Annotated in this window: 16 protein-coding genes; 8 read left to right on the forward strand and 8 right to left on the reverse strand. The window is 70.6% G+C overall.

What is annotated here, in order from left to right; genetic code table 11:
* Entirely contained in the window at positions 1-1,263 is a 1,263-nt protein-coding gene (locus AB0259_RS02490) for an extracellular solute-binding protein (RefSeq protein ID WP_366220827.1), read from the reverse strand.
* A gap of 137 nt (positions 1,264-1,400) precedes the next feature.
* Here AB0259_RS02490 and AB0259_RS02495 point away from each other — a divergent pair, with 137 nt between their 5' ends.
* Positions 1,401-2,408 carry a LacI family DNA-binding transcriptional regulator gene (locus tag AB0259_RS02495; RefSeq protein WP_366220826.1) on the forward strand — a complete coding sequence of 336 codons (1,008 nt, stop codon included), beginning with the start codon at positions 1,401-1,403 and terminating at the stop codon, positions 2,406-2,408.
* 174 nt (positions 2,409-2,582) lie between these two features.
* Here AB0259_RS02495 and AB0259_RS02500 read toward each other — a convergent pair whose 3' ends face one another.
* Positions 2,583-3,374, reverse strand: a complete 792-nt coding sequence (locus tag AB0259_RS02500; protein ID WP_366220824.1) for an IclR family transcriptional regulator — start codon at positions 3,372-3,374, stop codon at positions 2,583-2,585.
* A 58-nt stretch (positions 3,375-3,432) separates the two neighbouring features.
* Between AB0259_RS02500 and hutH the strand changes: the two genes are divergently transcribed.
* From hutH to hutI, 3 genes are read left to right on the forward strand one after another with little or no spacing between them, the layout of a single operon-like run.
* On the forward strand, positions 3,433-4,995 hold the full coding sequence (gene hutH / locus AB0259_RS02505; protein WP_366220822.1) for a histidine ammonia-lyase: 1,563 nt from the start codon (positions 3,433-3,435) through the stop codon (positions 4,993-4,995).
* Positions 4,992-6,653, forward strand: a complete 1,662-nt coding sequence (gene hutU / locus AB0259_RS02510) for a urocanate hydratase (protein ID WP_366220821.1) — start codon at positions 4,992-4,994, stop codon at positions 6,651-6,653. The genes hutH and hutU overlap by 4 nt, the downstream gene beginning before the upstream one ends.
* Positions 6,653-7,879, forward strand: coding sequence for an imidazolonepropionase (hutI, locus tag AB0259_RS02515; protein ID WP_366221402.1), 1,227 nt, complete (start codon positions 6,653-6,655; stop codon positions 7,877-7,879). Before hutU ends, hutI begins: the two co-directional genes overlap by 1 nt.
* Here hutI and AB0259_RS02520 read toward each other — a convergent pair.
* The 5 genes from AB0259_RS02520 to AB0259_RS02540 are packed head-to-tail and all read right to left on the reverse strand — an operon-like array spanning position 7,866 to position 12,465.
* Positions 7,866-8,348 carry a histidine phosphatase family protein gene (locus tag AB0259_RS02520; RefSeq protein ID WP_366220819.1) on the reverse strand — a complete coding sequence of 161 codons (483 nt, stop codon included), beginning with the start codon at positions 8,346-8,348 and terminating at the stop codon, positions 7,866-7,868. The two genes, hutI and AB0259_RS02520, sit on opposite strands and share 14 nt — an antisense overlap.
* Entirely contained in the window at positions 8,345-9,223 is an 879-nt protein-coding gene (locus AB0259_RS02525; protein ID WP_366220818.1) for an arginase family protein, read from the reverse strand. The genes AB0259_RS02520 and AB0259_RS02525 overlap by 4 nt, the downstream gene beginning before the upstream one ends.
* A gap of 1 nt (position 9,224) precedes the next feature.
* On the reverse strand, positions 9,225-10,496 hold the full coding sequence (locus AB0259_RS02530; protein WP_366220816.1) for a DUF445 domain-containing protein: 1,272 nt from the start codon (positions 10,494-10,496) through the stop codon (positions 9,225-9,227).
* Between the two features lie 41 nt (positions 10,497-10,537).
* Positions 10,538-11,695, reverse strand: coding sequence for an acyl-CoA dehydrogenase family protein (locus tag AB0259_RS02535; protein ID WP_366220814.1), 1,158 nt, complete (start codon positions 11,693-11,695; stop codon positions 10,538-10,540).
* The gene (locus AB0259_RS02540; protein WP_366220812.1) at positions 11,692-12,465 is read right to left on the reverse strand and encodes an alpha/beta hydrolase; all 774 of its coding nucleotides are present in this window, start codon (positions 12,463-12,465) and stop codon (positions 11,692-11,694) included. The genes AB0259_RS02535 and AB0259_RS02540 overlap by 4 nt, the downstream gene beginning before the upstream one ends.
* A 52-nt stretch (positions 12,466-12,517) precedes the next feature.
* Here AB0259_RS02540 and AB0259_RS02545 point away from each other — a divergent pair, with 52 nt between their 5' ends.
* On the forward strand, positions 12,518-12,922 hold the full coding sequence (locus AB0259_RS02545) for a pilus assembly protein CpaE (RefSeq protein ID WP_251579788.1): 405 nt from the start codon (positions 12,518-12,520) through the stop codon (positions 12,920-12,922).
* Positions 12,923-12,928: 6 nt separating this feature from the next.
* On the opposite strand, the gene AB0259_RS02550 is transcribed toward AB0259_RS02545, so the two are convergent.
* Positions 12,929-14,134: an MFS transporter gene (locus tag AB0259_RS02550; protein WP_251579790.1), complete on the reverse strand. Its 1,206-nt coding sequence runs from the start codon at positions 14,132-14,134 to the stop codon at positions 12,929-12,931.
* 426 nt (positions 14,135-14,560) lie between these two features.
* Here AB0259_RS02550 and nrdH point away from each other — a divergent pair, with 426 nt between their 5' ends.
* Genes nrdH through nrdE form a run of 3 tightly spaced genes read left to right on the forward strand, consistent with a single transcriptional unit; the run spans position 14,561 to position 17,373 of the window.
* Positions 14,561-14,794, forward strand: coding sequence for a glutaredoxin-like protein NrdH (gene nrdH, locus AB0259_RS02555; RefSeq protein ID WP_251579792.1), 234 nt, complete (start codon positions 14,561-14,563; stop codon positions 14,792-14,794).
* 3 nt (positions 14,795-14,797) lie between these two features.
* The gene (nrdI, locus tag AB0259_RS02560) at positions 14,798-15,235 is read left to right on the forward strand and encodes a class Ib ribonucleoside-diphosphate reductase assembly flavoprotein NrdI (RefSeq protein WP_251579802.1); all 438 of its coding nucleotides are present in this window, start codon (positions 14,798-14,800) and stop codon (positions 15,233-15,235) included.
* A gap of 5 nt (positions 15,236-15,240) precedes the next feature.
* The gene (nrdE, locus tag AB0259_RS02565) at positions 15,241-17,373 is read left to right on the forward strand and encodes a class 1b ribonucleoside-diphosphate reductase subunit alpha (protein WP_366221401.1); all 2,133 of its coding nucleotides are present in this window, start codon (positions 15,241-15,243) and stop codon (positions 17,371-17,373) included.
* Positions 17,374-17,394 lie beyond the last annotated feature (21 nt).

A 17,394-nucleotide genomic window follows, 5' to 3' on the forward strand; every position in this document is an offset into this window, starting at 1 on the left:
TCAGCCGACGATCGCCTCGAGGTTGCCCTGGACCGACTGCAGGATCGTCGCCGGGTCCCCGTCCTTCAGCGTCGCGAGCTGCGCGTTGAAGTCGGTGAACACATCCGAGACGCCGTCGTTGGTCGGGACGCCCTGAGCGTAGTCCGCACCGGCGAGGAAGGCGGCGAGGTCCGGGTTGTCGGCGGTCCACTGGTCGGCAGCGGACTGCACCGACGGCATGGGGCCGAACGCCTTCGAGAAGGCGAGCTGCTGCTCCGCGCTGGTGAGGTACTCGACCAGGTCGAGTGCGGCCTGCTGGTTGGGGCTGTCGGCGGCCATGCCCCAGCAGTTCGTGAACTGGAGGGTGCCCTTGCCGGCGGGGCCGGCGGGGAGCTCGACCACGAGCGGGTCGACGTCGGGGTAGTCGCCGAGCGCGCCGGTGATCCAGTTGCCCTCGATCGTCATGGCGCCCAGCTGCTTGCCGAACGCCTCACCGCCCCAGCCGGCACCCACGTCGGCGGCGTACGCGAACGTGCCGTCGGCGAGGTGCTCCTTGACGTAGGTCAGCGCGTCGATGTTCTCCTGGCTGTCGGCGACGGCGGAGGTGCCGTCCTCGGACACCAGGCGACCGCCCGCCTCCGCCATGAAGGCGCCCACGCGCTGGTACTCGCCGCTGAAGACGAGGCCCGTCGTGTCGCCCGAGGTGAGCTTCTGCGCCGCGGCGGCGAGCGAATCCCAGTCGGTGGGGATGTCGGCATCCGTCAGACCGGCCTGATCCCACAGGTTCTTGTTGATGATGAGCTGCAGCGTCGAGAAGTCCTTCGGAGCGCAGTAGAACTGATCGTCGTAGGTGAAGTTCTGCACGAGCGACGGGTAGAAGTCGTCCTTGTTCTCGAGCATGTCGCCGTAGGGGATGACGGAGCCGTTGTCGGCGTAGCCCGCGAGGAGCTCGGTGGCGAGGTAGAACAGGTCGGGCGGGTTGCCGCCGGCGAAGCCCTGCGAGAGCTGCTGCGTGAGGTCGGTGGCCGCCACGACCTCGGCGTCGACGCCGGATTCCTCCGACCATGCGGCGACGGCGTCCTTGACCGCCGTCGTCTCGGCGTCGCCGGACGAGCCGATCATGATCGTGAGCGCGTCGTCCGACGAGGTGAGCTCGCCGCCGCCTTCTCCGGCGCCACCCGAGGCGGCGGGTCCGTCGTCGAAGCCCGAGCCGCCGCATCCGGCGAGAGCGAGTGTCGCCACGATCCCGATGCCGCCGAGGGCCATCCATCTGCTGTGTCGCATGTCCGTATCTCCTTCGATCCCGGTGCCGTTCGATCGTTCCGGCCGTGCTGATCTCGGTCGACTTTGAACGATCAAATTGTGGAATGATGCCCAACGTAAGAGGCTGGGTCCGTCACTGTCAAGGGGGGGGTGCGCCGGTGAGTGAGAAGTCGATCACGATCGAGGACGTCGCCGCCCTGGCGGGTGTGTCGCGGCAGACGGTCAGCAACGTGCTCAACACTCCGACGATCGTCAGGACCGCCACCCGCGAACGGGTGCAGGACGCCATCACCCGGCTCGGCTACTCGCCGCACGCCTCGGCGCGGCGGTTGCGCACCCGCCGCAGCGCGACCATCGGCATCCACCTCGATCCCTATGCGGGCGGGATCTCGGGGGTCGTGCTCGACCGCTTCGTGCACGCGCTCACCGAGCGCGCCGGCGACCGGGGTCTGCGGGTGCTCGTGTACGCGGCATCCGATCAGGACGAGGAGATCCGGCGGATGTCCGAGCTCGTCGACGCCGGCGACGTCGAGGCCGTCGTAGTGACCGGCACCCGGTACGGCGACCGCCGACTGACCTGGCTCACCGAGCGCGGCGTGCCGTTCGTGTCGTTCGGCCGCCCGTGGGACGTCGCCGCGCCCGAGGACAGTGCGCATCTCTGGGTCGACGTCGACGGTGCCTCGGGTACCCGCGCGGCGACGCAGCACGCGCTCACCGTCGGCCCGCGCGTCGCGTTCCTCGGCTGGCCCGCCGGCTCGCCGACCGGCGATGACCGCGAGCGAGGATGGCGGGAGGCGATGACGGATGCCGGTGCCCGCCCCGACCTGCGTCTGTCCGCCGAGGAGCAGGTCGCCGAGGCCCGCGCGCAGGTGAGCACGCTGCTGGCGTCCACCGCGGTCGATGCGATCGTGTGCGCGAGCGACACCCTCGCCGTCGGGGCGCACGTCGCCGCGGTCGCGGCGCAGCGGTCGGACGTCCTCATCATCGGCTTCGACAACACCCCTGCGGTCGAGGCCCTCGGCCTCTCGAGCGTCGAACAGCTCCCCGAACTCGTCGCCGCCGGTACCCTCGACCTGCTCATGGGCGGCGGGAGCCGCATCGAGCGCCGCGCCGCGGGGGAGAGCGAGGGTCACGTGCTCGTGCAGCCGCGCCTCGTTCTGCGCTGACCGTCGGCGCGGTAGGGCTGCCGGATGCTGCGTGCGCGGCGCAGTCGGATGCTGCGGCGCTGGTGCGGGCGCGCCTGCCGCGACCGCGGCTCGATGGCCGGAGAGGAGCGCGCAACCGCCTCGAGGCTGAATCGACGGAGGAGGTACGGCGCGGCGGTCCCGCATCCGGCGCGGTCAGCGGCGTCCGATGCGGCGGGAGAGCTCGGCGGCGGCGTCCGCCGCGAGCGCGGCGAGCCGCTCCGGGTCGGCGGCGGCGTCCTCGGGCCAGGTGACGGCGATGGCCGCAGCGGGCCAGTCGGCGTGGTCCCGGACGGCGACGCCGACCGAGCGGAAGCCGAGTGTGACCTCCCCGTCCTCGCTCGCGTGGCCGGCGGCTCGGGTCTGCCGCAGCAGCTCGCGCAGCTCGGCGGGCCGTCCGGGGCCGCGTCCCGTGCGCTGGGTGGAGAGGGATGCGGCGTCCGGGAACAGCGCACGGACCTGCTCGCGGGGCAGGGCGGCGAGCATCGCGCGGCCCGTCGCGGTGAGGTGCGCGGGCAGGCGCACACCGACGTCGGTGATGAGCGCGGGCCGACGGGGCGCGCGCTCCTCGACGATGTACAGCACGTCGCGGCCCGTCATGACGGCCAGGTGCGCGCTCTCGCCCGCCCGGTCGGCGAGCTGCGCGACGATCGGGCGGCCGAGCCGGGCGAGGGGCTCCTGCCGGGCGTACCCGCCTGCGAGCTCGAACGCCGCCGTGCCCAGACCCCAGCGGCGGTCGCCCTCGAGATGCACGACGAAGCCGTGGGGTTCCATCGCCGCGAGCAGGTGGTAGACGCTCGAGCGCGGCAGGTCGAGTTGGCTCGCGATGGTCTGTGCCGCGACGGGTCCTCGCTGATGGGCGAGGAACGTGAGGATGCGGAGCGTCTGATCCGCCGCCGGGACTTTCGGCCGATCGGCCACCGGCGCCCGCGCCTTGTCTGAGATCACAGACAGAGGATGTCATGACGGACTGCGCACCACCACCCGCGGGCGCTGGAATCGGACCATGCCCGCCTCCGCCGTCCTCACCACCGTCACCCTCGGCGATGCCCCGCTCACCCCCGCCGAGGTCGTCAGCGTCGCTCGCCACGACGCACGCGTCGCCCTCTCGGACGCCGCGCTCGCCCGCACCGCGGAGACCCGCGCCCTCATCGAGCGCCTCGCAGACGACCCGCACCCGCATTACGGCATCTCGACCGGTTTCGGCGCTCTCGCGACGACGTTCATCGCCCCCGATCGGCGCCGGCAGCTGCAGGCGAGCCTCATCCGCTCGCATGCCGCCGGAACCGGACCGGAGGTCGAGCGCGAGGTCGTCCGCGCGCTTCAGCTGCTTCGCCTGCAGACCCTCGCGACCGGACGCACCGGGGTCCGCCCGGTCGTCGCCCTGACGTACGCGGCGATGCTCAACGCCGGCATCACCCCGATCGTGCACGAGTACGGCTCGCTCGGCTGCTCGGGCGATCTCGCCCCGCTCTCGCACATCGCCCTGGCCGCGCTCGGCGAGGGGCCGGTCCGCGCGGCGGACGGCACGAGACTCGACGCCGCCGAGGCGCTGGCGGCCGCCGGCATCCGTCCCCTCGTCCTCGAGGAGAAGGAGGGGCTCGCCCTCATCAACGGCACCGACGGCATGCTCGGGATGCTGTCGCTCGCCCTCGCCGACCTCGACACCCTCCTGGCGACAGCCGACCTCGCCGCCGCTCTGTCGGTCGAGAGCCAGTTGGGGACGGATGCCGTCTTCGCGGCCGACCTCATGGCGCTCCGCCCGCAGTCGGGTCAGGCGGTCTCGGCGGCGAACCTCCGCCACGCGCTCGCCGATTCACCGATCGTCGCGAGCCACCGGGACCCCGCCGTCTGCACCCGCGTGCAGGACGCCTATTCGCTGCGCTGCTCGCCGCAGGTGCATGGGGCCGCGCGCGACACCCTGGACCACGCCCGCACCGTGGCGGAGCGGGAGCTCGCCGCCGCCGTCGACAACCCGGTCGTCACGCCCGACGGACGCGTCGAGTCGAACGGCAACTTCCACGGCGCACCCGTCGCGTACGTCCTCGACTTCCTCGCGATCGCCGTCGCCGACGTCGCCTCGATCTCGGAGCGCCGCACCGATCGGGCGCTCGACCGCACCCGCAGCAACGGGCTGCCGCCGTTCCTCGCCGACGAGGTCGGTGTCGACAGCGGCCTGATGATCGCCCAGTACGCCGCGGCGGGGATCGTCTCGGAGCTCAAGCGGCTCGCGGTGCCGGCATCCGTCGACTCCATCCCCTCGTCGGCGATGCAGGAGGATCACGTCTCGATGGGGTGGGCGGCAGCGCGCAAGCTGCGCCGCGCGATCGACGGACTCGCGCGCGTGCTCGCCATCGAGGTCGTGACCGGATGCCGCGCCCTCGACCTGCGCGCGCCGTTGCAGCCCGCGCCCGTCACCGGCGCCGTGCGCGAGCTCGTCCGCTCGGTCGTCGAGGGGCCGGGGCCCGACCGCTTCGTCGCCCCCGACCTCGAGGCCGCCACGCAGCTCGTCGTCTCGGGCGACATCGCCCGCACCGCGTTCGCAACGATCGAAGGAGATCACGCATGACCGACACGACCACGCGCACCGTCCGCGCGGCGCGCGGCGCCACCAAGACAGCGAAGAGCTGGGGCGCCGAGGCCGCCAAACGGATGCTGATGAACAATCTCGACCCCGAGGTCGCCGAGCACCCCGAGGACCTGGTCGTCTACGGGGGGACAGGCAAGGCCGCCCGCTCGTGGGAGGCATACGACGCGATTGTCCGCACCCTCGACGAGCTCGAGCCCGATGAGACGCTGCTCGTCCAGTCCGGCAAGCCGGTGGGCGTCTTCCGCACCCACGAGTGGGCGCCGCGGGTGCTCATCGCGAACTCGAACCTCGTCGGCGACTGGGCGACGTGGCCGGAGTTCCGCCGCCTCCAGCACCTCGGCCTCACGATGTACGGGCAGATGACGGCGGGGTCGTGGATCTACATCGGCACGCAGGGCATCCTGCAGGGCACCTACGAGACATTCGCCGCCGTCGCCCGTTCGCTCGGCCGTGACTCGCTCGCCGGCACCCTCACCCTCACGGGCGGCGCGGGCGGCATGGGCGGCGCGCAGCCGCTCGCGGTCACGATGAACGGGGGAGCGGTCCTCGTCGTCGATGTGGACGAGTCGCGCTTGCGCCGCCGCGTCCTGCACGGCTACCTCGACGAGCAGACCGCCGACCTCGACAAGGCCGTCGAGCGGGCACTCGCGGCGAAGGCGGCAGGTGAGGCGCGTTCGATCGGCGTAGTCGGGAACGCGGCCGAGGTGTTCCCCGAGCTTCTGCGCCGCGGCATCCCGATCGATGTCGTCACCGACCAGACGAGCGCGCACGATCCCCTCGCCTACCTGCCGTCGGGCGTCGCCTTCGAGGGCTGGAAGGCCGAGGCGTCCGCCGACCCCGACGGCTTCACCGAGCGTTCCCGCGCGTCTATGGCCCGCCACGTGGAGGCGATGGTCGGCTTCCAGGACGCCGGGGCCGCGGTCTTCGACTACGGCAACTCGATCCGCCGCGAAGCCGAGCTGGGCGGGTACACCCGCGCGTTCGCCTTCCCCGGATTCGTCCCCGCGTACATCCGACCGCTCTTCGCGGAGGGCAAGGGCCCGTTCCGCTGGGTCGCCCTCTCGGGGGATCCCGAGGACATCGCCAAGACCGACCGCGCCGTCGCCGAGCTCTTCCCCGAGGACGCGGCGCTCCACCGCTGGCTCGAGAAGGCGGGCGAGAAGGTGCATTTCGAGGGGCTTCCCGCGCGCATCTGCTGGCTGGGCTACCAGGAACGCCACCTCGCCGGGCTGAGGTTCAACGAGATGGTCGCGTCGGGCGAACTGTCGGGGCCGATCGTCATCGGGCGCGATCACCTCGACGCGGGATCCGTCGCGAGCCCCTACCGGGAGACGGAGGCGATGGCAGACGGCTCCGACGCGATCGCCGACTGGCCGCTGCTGAACGCCCTTCTGAACACCGCGTCGGGCGCCGCGTGGGTGTCGATTCACCACGGCGGCGGCGTCGGCATCGGTCGCTCGATCCACGCCGGTCAGGTCACGGTCGCCGACGGCTCCGCCCTCGCCGCCGAGAAGCTCGCCCGGGTCCTCGTCAACGACCCCGGCACCGGTGTCATGCGCCACGTCGACGCCGGCTACGACCGCGCGAAGGAGGTCGCCCGCGAGCGCGGCCTGACCGTCCCGATGCTGGACGCGTGATGGCGACCCTGTTCACCGGCATCGCCGAGCTGACGACGAACGCGGATGCCGCGGCCCCCACCGCGACCATCGAGGACGCCGCGCTGCTCATCGACGCGGGCCGCGTCGCGTGGGTGGGGGCGGCCGCTGACGCCGAGACAGCAGCGGCAGCCCGAGACAGTGGTCTGTCGTCGACGTCTCGGGCTTCGGCTGCTGTCTCGCGGTCAGAGGTCGAGGTCATCGACCTCGGCGGGCGGGCGGTGATCCCGGGGTTCGTGGACAGTCACACGCATCTCGTGTTCGCCGGCGATCGTGCTGACGAGTTCGAGGCGCGGATGACCGGTGTGCCGTATGCCGCGGGCGGCATCCGGCGCACGGTCTCGGCGACGAGAGCAGCCACCGACGACGAGCTCCGCGCCCGCCTGGCCGCGCTCGTGGCCGAACTGCACGCGCAGGGGACCACGACGTTCGAGGTCAAGACGGGCTACGACCTGACGCCCCGCGGTGAGGCGCGTCTCGCTCGCCTGGCCGCGGAGGTGACCGACGAGGTCACGTACCTCGGCGCGCATGTCGTTCCTGAGGGGACCGACCACGCGGCGTACGTCGATCTCGTGTGCGACCGCATGCTCGACGCCGTCCGACCGCACGTGCGCTGGGTGGACGTGTTCTGCGAGCGGGGTGCCTTCACCGAGGCAGAGAGTGAGCGCATCCTCCGTGCCGGGGCGGAGGCCGGCCTCGGCGTCCGCGTGCACGGCAACCAGCTCGGCGAGGGCCCGGGTGTGCAGCTCGCGGTCCGAATGGGCGCGGCATCCGTCGACCACTGCACCCATCTGACGGATGCCGACATCGTGGCGCTGGCGGCATCGGACACGGTCGCGACGCTGCTCCCGGGCGTCGAGTTCTCGACGCGCCAGCCGTACCCCGACGCGCGTCGGCTGATCGACGCGGGTGTCACGGTGGCCCTCGCGAGCGACTGCAATCCCGGCTCGTCCTTCACGAGCTCGATGCCGCTCATGGTCGCGCTGGCGGTCCGTGAGATGGGGATGACGGTCGGCGAAGCCGTGTGGGCGGCGACCGCCGGTGGAGCGCGCGCACTGCGCCGCGACGACGTCGGGCACCTGGGACCGGGAGCGCGCGCCGACCTGGTCGTGCTCGATGCGCCGAGCCGGCGCCACCTGGCCTACCGGCCGGGTGTCCCGCTCGTGCACCGCGTGTACCGCGGCGGCGAGGTGCTCAGCCCTCGCTGACGTCCCGCGGGGTGTCCAGGTTCCAGCGTGCCGGCGGGGTCGCGGTCGCGACGTCCCAGTCGTCGGTGTCCCAGACGAAGGTCGCGACAGCGCAGGTCGGCATCGCACCGATGCCCCCGTCGGACAGCCGCTCGGCCAGCACCGTCATCCCGGGATCGTGGGCGACGACCACGACGTCCGACACACCGCTCGAGGCTGCGGCCGCGAGGAGCTTCGCGCCCGGTGCGCCGTACAGCGTCTCATCCGTCTCGACGGAGATACCGAGGGCGTCGGCGAACGCCTGCGCCGTCGTCCGTGCGCGCACGGCGGTGGACGACAGGATGCGGGCGGGCCGCACATCCGTCGCGGCGAGGCGGCGCGCCATCGCGGGGGCGTCCCGGCGGCCGCGGTCGTTGAGCGGACGTTCGTGGTCATCTCGACCGGTGCCCCAGTCGCTCTTGGCGTGGCGGACGAGGATGAGGGTGATCATGCGAGGGCCCTTCCGGCGAGCAGTTCCAGGACGCAGAGCGCTGCGAGACGGACGGTGCGGCCATCCGCCGCATCCGCCGTCGCGTCGACTTCGACGACGTCCGCACTCACGACCCGTCGATCCCCGGTCGCCGCACGGACGAGGGCCCGCAGCTCCCACGCCTCGAGCCCGCCGGGGACGGATGCCGGGCACCCCGGCGCGACGGCGCGGTCGCACACGTCGACGTCGATGTCGAGGTGCACGTCGCCCGCCGATCCCGCGATGGCGAGAGCTTGGATCATGACGTCCTCGGCGCCACGGCGGCGCACCTCGTCGAGGGTGATGACCGTGATGCCGAGGTCGGCGGCCCGCTGGGCATAGGCGACCGAGTTGGCGAAGTCCGCGATGCCGATCTGCACGATCCGCCGCGGGTCGAGTCCATCGTCGACCAGTCGGCGGACGGGGGAGCCGTTGGACACCCCGTCGCGCAGATCGAAATGCGCGTCGAGGGTGATGAGACCCGCGACATCCGCACCCTGCGCGGTCGCATAGGTCACGGAATTGTCGCCGCCGAGCGCGATCACGAGGTCGGACTGGTCCCGGAGGGCGCAGACGCGTTCACGCACCCGAGCCTCGCCCTCGGGGCCGTCGGGATCGTCGACGTCGCCGGCATCCGCGATCCGGAGCGCGGCGGCCAGGTCGATGGGGGGAGGACCGAGCAGGGTCGGGCTGAACCGGCGCAGCGCCTCGCGCACGGCGGCCGGCGTCGCATGAGCGCCCGTCGGCGAGAGCGATGTGCGGAAGGCGGGCAGGCCGAGGAGCACGGCATCCGCTCGTCCCTCCGGCGACGGCCAGTCGCCGGCACGGGGCCAGAGAGGATCGACGGAGAGCGCCATCTCAGGGCAGCAGCAGGTGGGCGACGGTGAAGATCGCGAGGCCCGCCAGGGCGCCGACGATCGTGCCGTTGAGGCGGATGTACTGCAGGTCGCGACCGACCTGCAGCTCGATCTTCTGACTCGTCTCGTCGGCGTCCCAGCGCTCGACGGTGTCGGTGATGATCGAGGCGATGTCGTGGCGGTAGCGGTCGACGAGGAAGACGGCGGCATCCGCGATGCGCTTGTCGACGCGCTCCTGCAGGGCGGTGTCGGTCGCGAGTCGGTCGCCGAGGTCCCCGAGCGCGGCGGTCACGCGGCGTCGGAGCGGGCTGTCCTGGTCGGCGAGGGAGCGCAGCAGGCCCGCCTTCGCGGTGTTCCACGCGTCGGCGGCGAGGGCGCGCACGCGCGGGCTGTCGAAGACGGCGCTCTTCGCCCCCTCGAGCCGGCCGATCGTCTCGGGGTCGTGCTGCAGGTTGTCGGCCAGCCGTTCGAGGTACTGATCGAGCGCCTTCCGCGCCGGGTGCTCCGGGTCGCGCTGCACGGCCGCGACGAACTTCGTCGCCTCGTGATAGACGGTGTCGTCGACGAGTCGCATCGCGACCGACGGCACCCAGGACGGCAGGCGACGCGAGACGAGCCCGTCGAACGCCTCGCGGTTCGCGTCCAGCCAGCGGGCGATGCTGTCGACACCCAGGTCGACGGCACCGCGGTGAGCGTCGGCGTCCACCACCCGCGACAGCCACGTTCCGAGCGAGGGACCCCACGACGGCGACAGCAGGTGCTCGTGGGCGAGGTCGCTGATGAGGTCCTGCACCTCGTCGTCGCTGAGGGCGGTGAGGATGCCGGTGGCCATCGTCGACGCCTCGGCCGCGACGGTCTCGGCGTGGGCGGGGTCCTGCAGCCAGGTGCCCGCGGTGCGGGCGATGTGCGTGGATTCGAGCTTCTGGCGGACGACGCCGCCTTCGAGGAAGTTCGTCTCGACGAACTCTCCGAGGGTGCGCCCGATCTCGTCCTTGCGCCGCGGGATGATCGCGGTGTGCGGGATCTTTATCCCGAGCGGATGCCGGAACAGCGCCGTCACCGCGAACCAGTCGGCGAGCGCGCCGACCATGCCGCCCTCGGCCGCCGCGCGCACATATCCCCACCCCGAGACGTCCTTCTCGAGGATGAATGCGATGACGAAGACGATCGCCATGAACAGCAGCGCGCCGAGCGCGACCGCCTTCATGGTGCGGAGCCCGCGATACCGCTGCTGATCAGCGGTGCTCAGCGAGCCGTACGGGATGCGGGCCATTCGGCCATCCTGCCACGGCGGCCCTCAGGCGCCGGGGCGACTCACGGCTCGACCGGGCCCAGCCACGCGTTCGCGAGGGCGCTGTGCACCGACTCCGGGTCCGACGGGTGGAACAGGCCGGCGAGCACGTCGCGGTAGAGCCTGCTGAGCTCGTTCCGGGTGAAGAAGGAGGACCCGCCGGCGACGAGCATGGCCTCATCGACGACCTGCTTCGCCGTCACCGCGGCGCGGTGCTTGATCGCCGACAGCTTCGGGAACCACATCGCACCGTGGTCGGCGACGGTATCGACGTCGACGGCGAGCGATTCGACCTGCACCGGCAGGGCGTCATAGGCGAGGGCCATGTCGGCGACGCGCCACCGGATGTCGGGGTCCTGGCTGTAGCTGCGGCCCGTCTTCTTCGACGTGCGCGAGCGGGCCGTCTCGACGGCCAGGTCCAGCGCACGGCGGGCGATGCCGGTGTAGACCGAGGCGAGCAGGATCTCGAACGCGCTGAAGATGCCGAACACGAGCGGGTCGGGGCTCGGCCCGACGGGCAGCCGGCGCACGATGCGGTCCGCCGGGGCGATCGCCCCATGCAGCTCCGTCGTGCGGGACTGGGTGCCCCGCATCCCCAGCGTGTTCCAGTCGTCCCGTGTGACGACGGCATCGCTGCGGGGAATGAATGCGAAGACGAGGCGCGGGTCGGTCGGGTCGGAGGAGTCGAGGCCATGGAGCCCCAGATGCGTCCACACCGGCGCGAGCGAGGTGAAGATCTTGGTCCCTGTGAAGGCGTACGAGCCGTCGGGCTGAGGCACGGCATCCGTGTCGCTTGCGAACAGAACGAGGTCGTTGCCGGCTTCGCTGATGCCGAAGGCGAACACCTCGCCCCGGGCGGCGCCCTCCTGCAGGAAGTGCAGAGCGTCGTCGCCGCGGTCCGCCATCACCTTCGCGACACCGGTCCACACCAGGTGCATGTTGATCGCGAGCGCGGTCGCCGGCGCCGCCCCCGCGAGCCGCTGCTGCATGATGGATGCCTCGCGCAGCCCGAGGCCGGCGCCGCCGAGCTCGGTGGGCACGAGGATCGCGAGGTAACCGGCCGCGCGGAGCTCGGCCAGGTCCTCGTCGGGGAAGACGTTCTCGGCATCGACGGCCGCCGCGCGCGAGCGGATGCGCTCGAGCAGATCGTCGGGCAGGTGCACCGTGGGATCGAACGTCATGCGTCGAGGCCCCATCCGCGGATCGCGTGGAGAAGCGCCGCCGCGGCGGCATCCGGATCGTCGCGGTGCGGCGAGTGCCCGGTGCCCGGGACGACGCGCATCGTCACGACGGGGTTCTGCAGGACCTCGTCGGCGAGGGCGCCCGTGAAGATCGAGTAGACGGCCGGATCTCCGCCGATGACGTGGGTCGGGACGGTGAGACGGGATGCCGCCTGCCGCACGTCCCATGTCGTGTTCTGGTCGCTCGTCTGTTCGACGGCCCACCGGCTCGCCTGTGCGGCGGCGACCGCCTTGAGCTCGATGTCCAGCTCGAGCCACTCCGGGTGCGCCGCGCGCACGGCGGCGACGGAGGTGTCGGCGAAGGCCTGCTCCTGGCTCGCGCGGACGACGTCGCGATCGGCGTCGGCGAGGTGGATCGCGGGGTCGACGAGGACGAGGTGCCGGGTCCACGCGGGGGTGTCGGCTGCTGCGACCGTGGAGGCGGCACCGCCGAGCGAGTGGCCGAGGACGAGGTCCCACGGCTCGTCACCCGCCGGCACGGTGTGGACGAGGTCGGTCGCGAAGGCGGCGATCGAGTAGTCCAGTCCACGAGGCGCCGTCCCGTGTCCCCGGAGATCGACGGCCTCCGCGCGCCAGCCGGCGTCGGCGAGTGCGACCCCGTAGCGCCACATGAGCGCGCCGTTCGACCCCAGTCCGTGGACGAGCAGGGCGCGCCGTGGCGCGCGGACATCGCCCCAGCCGAGGCGGGGGAGCGTGACGGGTGACGGCATGCTCCCAGCCTAGGACGGACCCCGCCCGGCCGAGCCGGGCCAGGATGGGGTGATGATCTCCACCGACTTGGCACGCGAGCTGCGCGCGAGTGGCCTGATCTGGCGCCCCCGTTCCGGCGATCGGTTCCAGCTCGACGAGCCGGAGTTCGAGGCCGATGTCTACACGGTCAGCGAGATGACCGTCGAGGCGCGCAGCTATCCGACCGGCGACCTGCTCGCCTTCAACGGCACGACGGAATGGGCGCTCGACTCCGTCGCCCTCGAGGATGCGCTGTGGCTGCCGTCCGAGGCGCAGCTGCGCGAGCTGCTGCGCGGCACCTTCCGCGCACTTCGTCGCCTGCCCGACACGCACGAGGTGGAGATCGAGGTGGATGCCGCGCCCCACCGCTTCCGGCATCCCGAACCCGCCGACGCCTACGGCATGGCGGTGCTGTTCCTGCTCGGACGGACGCGCTGATCCCGCTCAGGTGATGAGGGGGACCGGTTCGGTGTCGGGGATGGGACTCGCGTCGCGGCCGCGGAGGTCGGGGAAGCCCCGCACGAACACCGCGGCGACGAGAGCCCCGGCGAAGGCGAACGCCGACGCGGCGAGGAACGCGCCGACCGAGCCCATGCCGTCGATGAGGAACCCGGCGACGGCGGACCCCGCGGCGGCGCCGATGAGCTGGCCGGTGCCGATCCAGCCGTAGGCCTCGGCCGTCTCGCTGAAGCGGACGCTCGCGCTCGTGATGGCGAACATCACGGCGAGCGCCGGTGCGATGCCGAGACCGGCGACGAAGAGCGAGGCTCCCATCCACCAGGCGTTGAGGCTGACGATGACGAGGGTGACGCCGACGGCGACGATCGTGAGGCGCCGCGCCATCGCCCAGCGGCCGATCGGGATGTGCCCGAAACCGAGGCCGCCCGCGAGGCTTCCGACCGCGAAGACGGCGAGGACCAGACCTGCTTCGAGGCCACCGTGGCCGAACGTCGCGACGACGCCCGCCTCGACCGCCGCGCACGCCCCGACGAGCAGGAAGCCCGTGACGGTCGACAGCAGCACGACGGGCTTGCCCAGGACCCGCCCGAAGCCGCGACGACTGCGGGGGATGCGGACGCGTCCCACCTCGGGGGAGGCGATGAACCACGCGCACCCGCCGATGAGGATGACGACGATCAGCAGGAGCGCCGGCACAGTGCCCACCTGGGTGGCGACGAGGGTGATGACGACGGGCGCGAAGATCCAGATGATCTCCTGCAGGCTCGCGTCCAGCGAGAACAGAGGGGTGAGCTGACGGGACGTGACGATCTTCGGGTAGATCGTGCGGACGGCCGGCTGCACGGGTGGATTCGCGATGCCGGCGATGAAGCCGAACACGATGAACCCCGGCATGCCGAACGGATTGAGCGCGAGGGCGAAGACGGCGGCGGCGCAGACGGCGGCGGTCAGGGTGAGGACGCGGCGCATGCCCCAGATCCCCATCCACCGGCTCGTCACCGGTCCCGAGATCGCCTGACCGATCGACACCGCCGCGAGCACGATGCCGGCGGCGCCGTAGGAGCCCGTCGACTGCTCGACGTGGAGGAGGACGGCGAGGCTCGTCATCCCGCTCGGGAAGCGTGCCGTCAACTGTGCCGCGATGATGCGCGCGACACCCGGGACGCGCAGGAGCTCCGAGTATCCCGCCACTGCTCCATCGTACCGGCCGGCACCGTCGCCCGACGGGCCCGCCCGGGGCGGCGACACGCCGCGACACGCCCGACACGCCGACCGGTGTCGGAATCCGATGTCGGTGGCCCGCTCTAGCGTGCGACCTGTGGACAACCGTCCGAGCCCGAGCGGATTTCGGCCGGAATCCTGGCCTTTTCGATCCCGTTCCGGATGTACCGGATTGGGGATGAAACGGTGGACAACTTGTGTTGTACCTGTGGAGGACGGCGGAAAAACTACACGGATGTAACTACTACCCCTTGTGGTGCTTCCCGGTGTCGGTACCCATATGTAGTATTGAGCTCCCGGCGGGCTCCCAGCCTTCCGGCCAACGGATTCACCCCCTGATTTCACACGACGAGGACCCCGCGCGACGGGATCCGGAGGACGAGAGAGGTTCGACGAATGGCGATCACTGTGTACACGAAGCCGTCCTGCGTGCAGTGCAATGCGACGTACCGCGCGCTGGACTCCAAGGGCATCGACTACGAGGTCCTCGACCTCTCCGAGGACCCGGCCGCGCTCGAGCACGTCAAGTCGCTCGGCTACCTGCAGGCCCCCGTCGTCGTGACCGACGAGGACCACTGGTCGGGCTTCCGTCCCGACAAGATCGACGAGCTCGCCGCCCGCCTGGTCTGACCGATGAGCGCGGCCGTCATGACGAACGTGCCGCTGCTCGTCTACTTCTCGAGCGTGTCGGGCAACACGGCGCGTTTCATCGAGAAGCTCGGGATGCCGGCTCGCCGCATCCCACTCCACTCCTCCGACCCCGTGCTCCACGTCGATGAGCCGTACGTCCTGGTCACCCCCACCTACGGGGGCGGCCAGGGCCGAGGAGAGGAGAAGGGCGCGGTCCCCAAGCAGGTCATCCGCTTCCTCAACGACGAGGGCAACCGGAGCCTGCTCCGCGGAGTCATCTCCGCAGGCAACAGCAATTTCGGCGAGGCGTTCTGCCTGGCCGGAGACATCATCAGCCGCAAGTGTCAGGTGCCGCACTTGTACCGGCTGGAAGTATTCGGCACGCCCGAGGACGTCGACCGCGTGAGCGGCGGATTGGAAGACTGGTGGAAGCTGCAGTGACCGATATGGCCTTCAAGACGGAGGCACGCTTCGAGGGCATGGACTACCACGCCCTGAACGCGATGCTGAACCTCTACGGTGCGGACGGGAAGATCCAGTTCGACGCCGACAAGCGTGCGGCGCGGGAGTACTTCCTGCAGCACGTGAACCAGAACACCGTCTTCTTCCACTCGCTGAAGGAGAAGCTCGACTACCTGGTCGAGAAGGAGTACTACGAGGGCGCCGTCATCGACGCGTACCCCTTCGAGTTCATCCAGTGGCTGAACGACCACGCCTACGCGCAGAAGTTCCGCTTCGACACGTTCCTCGGCGCGTTCAAGTACTACACGAGCTACACGCTCAAGACCTTCGACGGCAAGCGCTACCTCGAGCGCTTCGAGGACCGCGTCGTCATGACTGCCCTCGCCCTCGCCGCAGGTGACCAGGAGCTCGCCACCAAGCTCGTCGACGAGATCCTCTCGGGTCGGTTCCAGCCCGCGACGCCCACCTTCCTCAACGCCGGCAAGGCGCAGCGCGGCGAGCTCGTCTCCTGCTTCCTCCTGCGCATCGAGGACAACATGGAGTCGATCGCCCGCGGCATCAACTCCGCGCTGCAGCTGTCCAAGCGCGGCGGCGGCGTCGCCCTGCTGCTCTCGAACATCCGCGAGGCAGGCGCCCCGATCAAGCAGATCGAGAACCAGTCCTCGGGCATCATCCCCGTCATGAAGCTGCTCGAAGACAGCTTCAGCTACGCGAACCAGCTCGGGGCGCGCCAGGGCGCCGGTGCCGTGTACCTCTCGGCGCACCACCCCGACATCATGAAATTCCTCGACACCAAGCGCGAGAACGCGGACGAGAAGATCCGCATCAAGACGCTGTCGCTGGGTGTCGTCGTCCCCGACATCACGTTCGAGCTCGCCAAGAACGACGAGGACATGTACCTCTTCTCGCCCTACGACGTGGAGCGGGTCTACGGCGTGCCCTTCGGCGACATCTCGGTCACCGAGAAGTACCGCGAGATGGTCGACGATGCGCGCATCAAGAAGACGAAGATCAAGGCGCGCGAGTTCTTCCAGACCCTCGCCGAGATCCAGTTCGAGTCGGGCTACCCGTACATCATGTTCGAGGACACGGTGAACAAGGCCAACCCGATCAAGGGCCGGATCAACATGTCCAACCTCTGCTCCGAGATTCTGCAGGTCAACACGCCGACGACGTTCAACGAGGACCTCTCGTACGACCAGATCGGCAAGGACATCTCCTGCAACCTCGGCTCGATGAACATCGCCCTCGCGATGGACGGCCGTGACCTCGCCGGGACGGTGGAGACCAGCATCCGCGCCCTCAGCGCCGTGAGCGACCAGAGCCACATCCGCTCGGTCCGTTCCATCGAGGACGGCAACGACAAGTCGCACGCCATCGGCCTCGGCCAGATGAACCTGCACGGCTACCTCGCCCGCGAGCACGTCCGCTACGGCTCGGAGGAGGGTGTCGACTTCACGAACATCTACTTCTACACGGTGCTGTTCCACGCGCTGCAGGCCTCGAACAAGATCGCCATCGAGCGCGGTCAGGTCTTCGACGGCTTCTGGGACTCGAAGTACGCGACCGGCGAGTTCTTCGACAAGTACACCGAGCAGGAGTGGAAGCCGGCGACGGCGCGTGTCGAGGAGCTCTTCGAGGGCATCCGCATCCCGACGCAGGAGGACTGGCTCGCGCTGAAGGCATCGATCCAGGAGCACGGCATCTACAACCAGAACCTGCAGGCGGTCCCGCCGACCGGTTCGATCTCGTACATCAACAACTCGACGAGCTCGATCCACCCGATCGCGTCGAAGATCGAGATCCGCAAGGAAGGCAAGATCGGCCGCGTCTACTACCCGGCGCCGTTCATGACGAACGACAACCTCGAGTACTACGAGGACGCGTACGAGATCGGCTACGAGAAGGTCATCGACACCTACGCCGCCGCGACCCAGCACGTCGACCAGGGTCTGTCGCTGACGCTGTTCTTCAAGGACTCCGCCACCACGCGTGACATCAACAAGGCCCAGATCTACGCCTGGCGCAAGGGCATCAAGACGATCTACTACATCCGCCTCCGTCAGATGGCGCTCGAGGGCACCGACATGACCGAGTGCGTCTCCTGCATGCTCTGACCGGCCGAGACTCGATAGAGG

The sequence above is a fragment of the Microbacterium sp. NPDC080005 genome (assembly GCF_040702445.1).
Classification (GTDB): Bacteria; Actinomycetota; Actinomycetes; order Actinomycetales; family Microbacteriaceae; genus Microbacterium; species Microbacterium oleivorans_D.